Origin of the sequence: Micromonospora sp. (assembly GCF_048594385.1) — a bacterium.
GTDB lineage: Bacteria > Actinomycetota > Actinomycetes > Mycobacteriales > Micromonosporaceae > Micromonospora > Micromonospora wenchangensis.
Map to the genome: position 1 here is coordinate 1 of NZ_JBMDWU010000402.1, position 4,871 is coordinate 4,871.

The 4,871-nt window shown below is 72.9% G+C and carries 5 protein-coding genes and 1 pseudogene; 2 read left to right on the forward strand and 4 right to left on the reverse strand.

Annotation, left to right across the window (positions count from 1 at the left end; translation table 11 throughout):
* Positions 1 to 14: 14 nt before the first annotated feature.
* Positions 15 to 74: pseudogene (locus ACOJTC_RS21445) on the forward strand (hypothetical protein); the annotation flags it as partial.
* Here the strand turns inward: ACOJTC_RS21445 and ACOJTC_RS21450 are convergent.
* Both ACOJTC_RS21450 and ACOJTC_RS21455 read right to left on the reverse strand, forming a co-directional pair.
* Entirely contained in the window at positions 70 to 972 is a 903-nt protein-coding gene (locus ACOJTC_RS21450; protein WP_420118224.1) for a thioesterase II family protein, read from the reverse strand. The pseudogene ACOJTC_RS21445 and the gene ACOJTC_RS21450 sit on opposite strands and share 5 nt — an antisense overlap.
* 277 nt (positions 973 to 1,249) lie before the next feature.
* Positions 1,250 to 2,989, reverse strand: a complete 1,740-nt coding sequence (locus ACOJTC_RS21455; protein ID WP_420118225.1) for an MFS transporter — start codon at positions 2,987 to 2,989, stop codon at positions 1,250 to 1,252.
* A gap of 81 nt (positions 2,990 to 3,070) precedes the next feature.
* Between ACOJTC_RS21455 and ACOJTC_RS21460 the strand changes: the two genes are divergently transcribed.
* The gene (locus ACOJTC_RS21460; protein WP_204928160.1) at positions 3,071 to 3,679 is read left to right on the forward strand and encodes a TetR/AcrR family transcriptional regulator; all 609 of its coding nucleotides are present in this window, start codon (positions 3,071 to 3,073) and stop codon (positions 3,677 to 3,679) included.
* Between the two features lie 122 nt (positions 3,680 to 3,801).
* Here the strand turns inward: ACOJTC_RS21460 and ACOJTC_RS21465 are convergent, their stop codons facing one another.
* Together ACOJTC_RS21465 and ACOJTC_RS21470 are read right to left on the reverse strand one after the other, a co-directional pair.
* Positions 3,802 to 4,068 (reverse strand): PqqD family protein, encoded by a 267-nt coding sequence (locus ACOJTC_RS21465; RefSeq protein ID WP_204928161.1) that lies wholly within the window; start codon positions 4,066 to 4,068, stop codon positions 3,802 to 3,804.
* Between the two features lie 217 nt (positions 4,069 to 4,285).
* On the reverse strand, positions 4,286 to 4,871 hold a 586-nt coding region (locus ACOJTC_RS21470), incomplete at its 5' end, for an acyl carrier protein (RefSeq protein WP_420118226.1).

A 4,871-nucleotide genomic window follows, 5' to 3' on the forward strand; every position in this document is an offset into this window, starting at 1 on the left:
CCGGCCGGATCAAGGTGCCCTACCTGGGCGGCTACGAGCACTTCGAGCGTTCCAGCGACCACGACGGCCTCATCGACGACGCCTCGCGGGTGGTGGTCTTCCACTGGACCATGCGGACGAAGATCGCCGAATGACGGATACGACGGGCGGGGCGCCGGTGGTCGGCGCCCCGCCCGTCGTGGTGTCCGTACCCGGTACGACCGGCGGGTCGCCGGGGACCGCGCGGCGCAGCTCCGCCCCGATCAGCTTGATCACGTCGGCGGCGTGGTCGTTGAGGTAGAAGTGTCCGCCCGGGTAGACCCGGACGTCACACTCCGCGGTGGTGTGCCGGGCCCAGTCGTGCGCCTCGTCCACCGTGGTCATCGGGTCCGCGTCCCCGGTCAGCACGGTGATCGGGGCGTCCAGGCGCTGGTCCGGGTCGGTCCGGTAGGTCTCCACCGCCTTGTAGTCGCCGCGCACCGCGGGCAGGATCATCGGCAGCAGCTCCGGGTCACCCAACACCCTCGGGTCCGAACCGCTGAGCCGGGCCAACTCCCGCAGCACCCCGGCGTCGTCGCGGGTGTGCACGTAACGCTCGTCGCGGACCCTCGACGGCGCCCGGCGACCGGAGGCGAACAGGCGCACCGGCGGCTGACCCGTCCGCGTCTGCAACCGCAGCCCCACCTCGTAGGCGAGCACGGCACCCATGCTGTGCCCGAAGAGCGCCACCGGCCGGTCCAGCCACGGCCGCAGCGCCTCGAACACCCCGTCGGCCAGGTCGGCGACGGAATCCAGCACCGGCTCGTGCCGGCGGTCCTGCCGACCCGGGTACTGGATCGCCAGCACCTCCACCGTGGGCGAGAGGGCCCGGGAGACCGGGAACAGGTAGCTGGCCGAGCCGCCGGCGTGTGGCAGCGCCACCAGCCGGATCGCGCTGGTCGGCGACGGATGGAACCGCCGTACCCAGAGGTCGTTCTCGAGCGTTGCCGTCATCACTGGTCCCCTACCGGATCGGCGCTGCGGGTGCGCCCCACAGCAGGACGTTCTCCAGCGGGCCACCCCCGTGCCGACGCCCCGGCCGGCCCGCCGGATGCGGTGTCGCGCCGGTGCCCTCGGGTGGGTCCGGTGCCCGCAGTCGAAGCGAGCGTAGGAACGCTCGAAACGCCGGAACAACCCCTAAGCAGCGCTCGTCCCCCCTAGGCCCGGCACCGCCACGGACGACGGTGGCGTCCCCGCCCACCGCGGGAACGCCACCGTCAGGACAGTACGGTCAGGCCACCGGATGTGCCGGCCGGGCCGGCGGGGTGGTCGACTCAGGCCCGATCCGGACCACCGGCGAACCGGTGTCGAGGTGTCCGCCCGACGCGGCCTGCGCCGCGTGGGTCGCCGGGTCGCCGCCCGTGCCCGCCCCGTCCGGGTCGGCGGCGGCGTCCGGGTCGACCGACGGGGTGTCGTCGGCACCGGCGGGGCCGCCTGACGGATCCTGGCCGGGCACCGAGGCCCCGACGTTACGCAGCAGCACGGCGGCCAGGACCGCCGTCACCACCAGGATGCCGGCCGCGGCGAGCGCGGCGACCCGCAGCTCGTCGGCGAAGGCGGCCCGGGCCAGCGTGACCAGCGTGTCCGCCGCGGTGGCGGAGAGCGTACGGCTCTCCTCGACCGCGCCGCCCAGGGTCTCCCGGGCGGTCGCCCACGAGTCGGCCGGGACGCCCTCGGGGGCCCCACCGGAGAGCTGCTGCCGGTAGACGTACGTGCCGATGCTGCCGAGGATCGCCACACCGAGCGCCGCGCCGAACTGACTGCCGGTCTCGGAGAGCCCGGCCGCCGCGCCGGCCCGCTCCGGCGGCGCGGTGGAGACGATCAGCTCGGCGCTGAGCGTCAGCACCATCGCGATGCCGCCCGTCATCAGCGCCTGGCCCACCACCACCAGGGCCAGCCCCGAGTCGTCGCCGACCTGGGCGAGCACCAGGCAGCCGGCGGCACCCACCAGCAGGCCCCCGGCGGCGACGTAGGCCCGCCGGAAGCGCTGCGCCAGCATCGGCGCGAGCACCGCCGCGCCGATGCCCGCCGCACCGGCGGCCGGCAGCGACCACAGGCCGGCGGTGAACGGCCGCAGCCCGAGCACCAGCTGGAGGTACTGGCTGATGAAGAACATGAAGCCGACCAGCGCGAAGTTGGCGAGCACGTTCATCACCACGGCCGCGCTGAATGCGGGGGCGCGGAACAGCCGGACGTCGATCACCGGATCGGCGAGCCGGCGCTGACGCAGGACGAACACGGTCAGGAAGAGCAACCCGGCGAGCACACCGGCCACCGGCGGCCAGGTCATGCCGTCCTCGGCGAACTGCTTGATGCCCCAGATCATCGGTAGCACGGCGACGAACGCCAGCACCGTGCTGAGCAGGTCGAGCCGGCCGGCGGCGGGGTTGCGGAACTCGGGCAGCAGCAACGGGGCCAGGATCAGCAGGAGCAGCATGATCGGCACGTTGATCTCGAAGACGGTGCCCCAGGAGAAGTACTGCAACAGCGCCCCGCCGGCCACCAGGCCGATGACGCCACCGGCGGAGAAGCCGGCCGCCCACATGCCGATCGCGGCCCGGCGTTCGTTCTCGTCGTGGAACATGTTGCGGATCAACGACATGGTCGACGGCATGAGGGTCGCACCGGCGGCACCCATCACCGCCCGGGTCCCGATCAGCATGCCGGGACTGGTGGAGAGGGCCGTGGCCACGGATGCGGCACCGAACACCGCCGCGCCGATCATCAGCAGCCGGCGGCGCCCGATCCGGTCCCCCAGGGTCCCCATCGGAATCAGCAGGCCGGCCAGCACGAAGGCGTAGACGTCCGTGATCCAGAGGAGCTGACTGCTGGTCGGCTCAAGGTCCGCCGTGATGAACGGCAGAGCGTACGACAGCACGGTCATGTCCATGCTGATGATCAGTGTCACCATGACGAGTACCGCGAGGCCGATCCACTCGCGACGGCCGGCCTTTGCCTGCGCTGTAGCCATGGCCGAAAGCTACCACCGGATTTAGACGCTCGTATACATCCGGTGGATGAATTAGGGGGTGGTTCCGAGTAGGGTGGCGCCGTGGGTCATCGGGAACGCCTGCTGGCAGGGGCCAGGGTCTGCCTCTACGAGCGCGGCTACACACGCACCACCGCCCGTGACATCGTCGCCGCGTCGGACACGAATCTGGCGTCGATCGGGTACCACTTCGGCTCCAAGGAGGCGCTGCTGACCGCCGCCCTGGTGCAGGCGTTCGAGGAGTGGGGTGTCGAGATCGACCGGGTGCTGCGCGACGGCACCCAACCCGACCTGATGGACCGGCTGGAGACCATGTGGACCGGCCTGGTGGAGTCGTTCGGCACGCACCGGCCGCTCTGGGTCGCCGGGATCGAGGCGTTCGCGCTGGCCGAGCACCTGCCGGTGCTGCGGGAGCAGCTCGCCGAGACGTACACCCGGGCCCGCCCGGCGCTGGCCACCTTCGTGATCCGCAACGGTGGTGAGCACGTCCCCGAGGAGACCCGCAAGGCCGTCGGCTCGTTCCTGCTGGCGCTGATGACCGGCCTGACGGTGCAGCGGCTGCTCGACCCCGAGGCCGCCCCCTCCGGCAGGGACCTCGCCGAGGCGCTGCGGGTGATCGTCGGTGCGGTCAACGAGTCCGGTGACCCCGGACGCCCGTCCACCGACGCCTGACCGCCGCCCGCCGGGCCGCGTCCCGGCCGACCCGACAGGGGTACGACCCGACGCGGCCCGCGTACAGGGGGTCGGGATAGGGGTCGGGGCGACACCGCCGCCGGCCGGACCCACCGGGCCGGTCACTCCACCCGGACCAGACCGGCACGGAGCATGTCCTCCAGCCAGACGTCGAAGTCGCGCCGGGTGACCGCCGGATCGGCCGACCACTGCCGGGCCAGCACACCGGCCGCCCGCTCCAACGAGCCGCCCTGCTGCTGCAACGCGATCCACATCGCGGCGGCGGTCGCCCCGAACCGGTATCGCAGCCCGCTCCGTTCGGAGATCAGCTCAAGCTGCCCGTTCCGGGTGACCTTGGCGACGATGCCCTGTTCGAGTCGCACCCGCATCCTCCCTGCCTCTCCCCGTGTCCACCCTGGTGGCACCCTGCGGCGAACCGTGACGTCCACCAGGCCCGGTCACTACCGTATGAGGTCGGACGGTGACACGGTACGGCCATGGACCCACGTCGAAGGTGGACAAAAGCCCACCCGTACGCGGGAGGAAGCCCGAGGTCCGCCGGTCACCCGTGGGGGGCGACGGACCTCGGGCCTCCTCGGAAGAGGGTCAGTCGGACGCCTCCAACTCGTCGTCGAGGATGTCGAACAACTCGTCCGCGGTGACCGACGTCAGGTCCCGGGCGTCCGACGTCACCTCGGCCGCCCCGTACGCCGCGTTCCACCGGGACATCAGCGCCTGGAGCCGGACGGTGATCCGGCCCCGCTCCGCCTCGTCCGGCACGGTGCCGTCCAGCAGCGTCTCCCACCGGGCCAGCTCCGCCTCCAGCGACGGTGCGCCCGGCAGGTCACCGGCCAGCTCGGACCGGACGAACCGGGCCACCGCCGCCGGGCTGGGGTGGTCGTAGATGAGCGTCGCCGGCAACCGCAGCCCGGTCGCCGCACCGAGGCTGTTGCGGAACTCCACGGCCGCGAGGGAGTCGAAGCCCAACTCCAGGAAGCCCTTGTCCACGTCCAGCAGGTGCGGGCGGTCGTGCCCCAGCACCTCGGCCGCGCGGGCCCGGACCAGCTCGGTCACGGTCCGGTCGGCGTCGTCCGGCGACAGCCCCGCCAGCCGGTCGGCCAGCGGCTTCTCCCCCGCCACCGGGCCGGCCGCCCCGGCCGCCGCCCGCCGGGCGGGCGCCCGGACCAGGCCG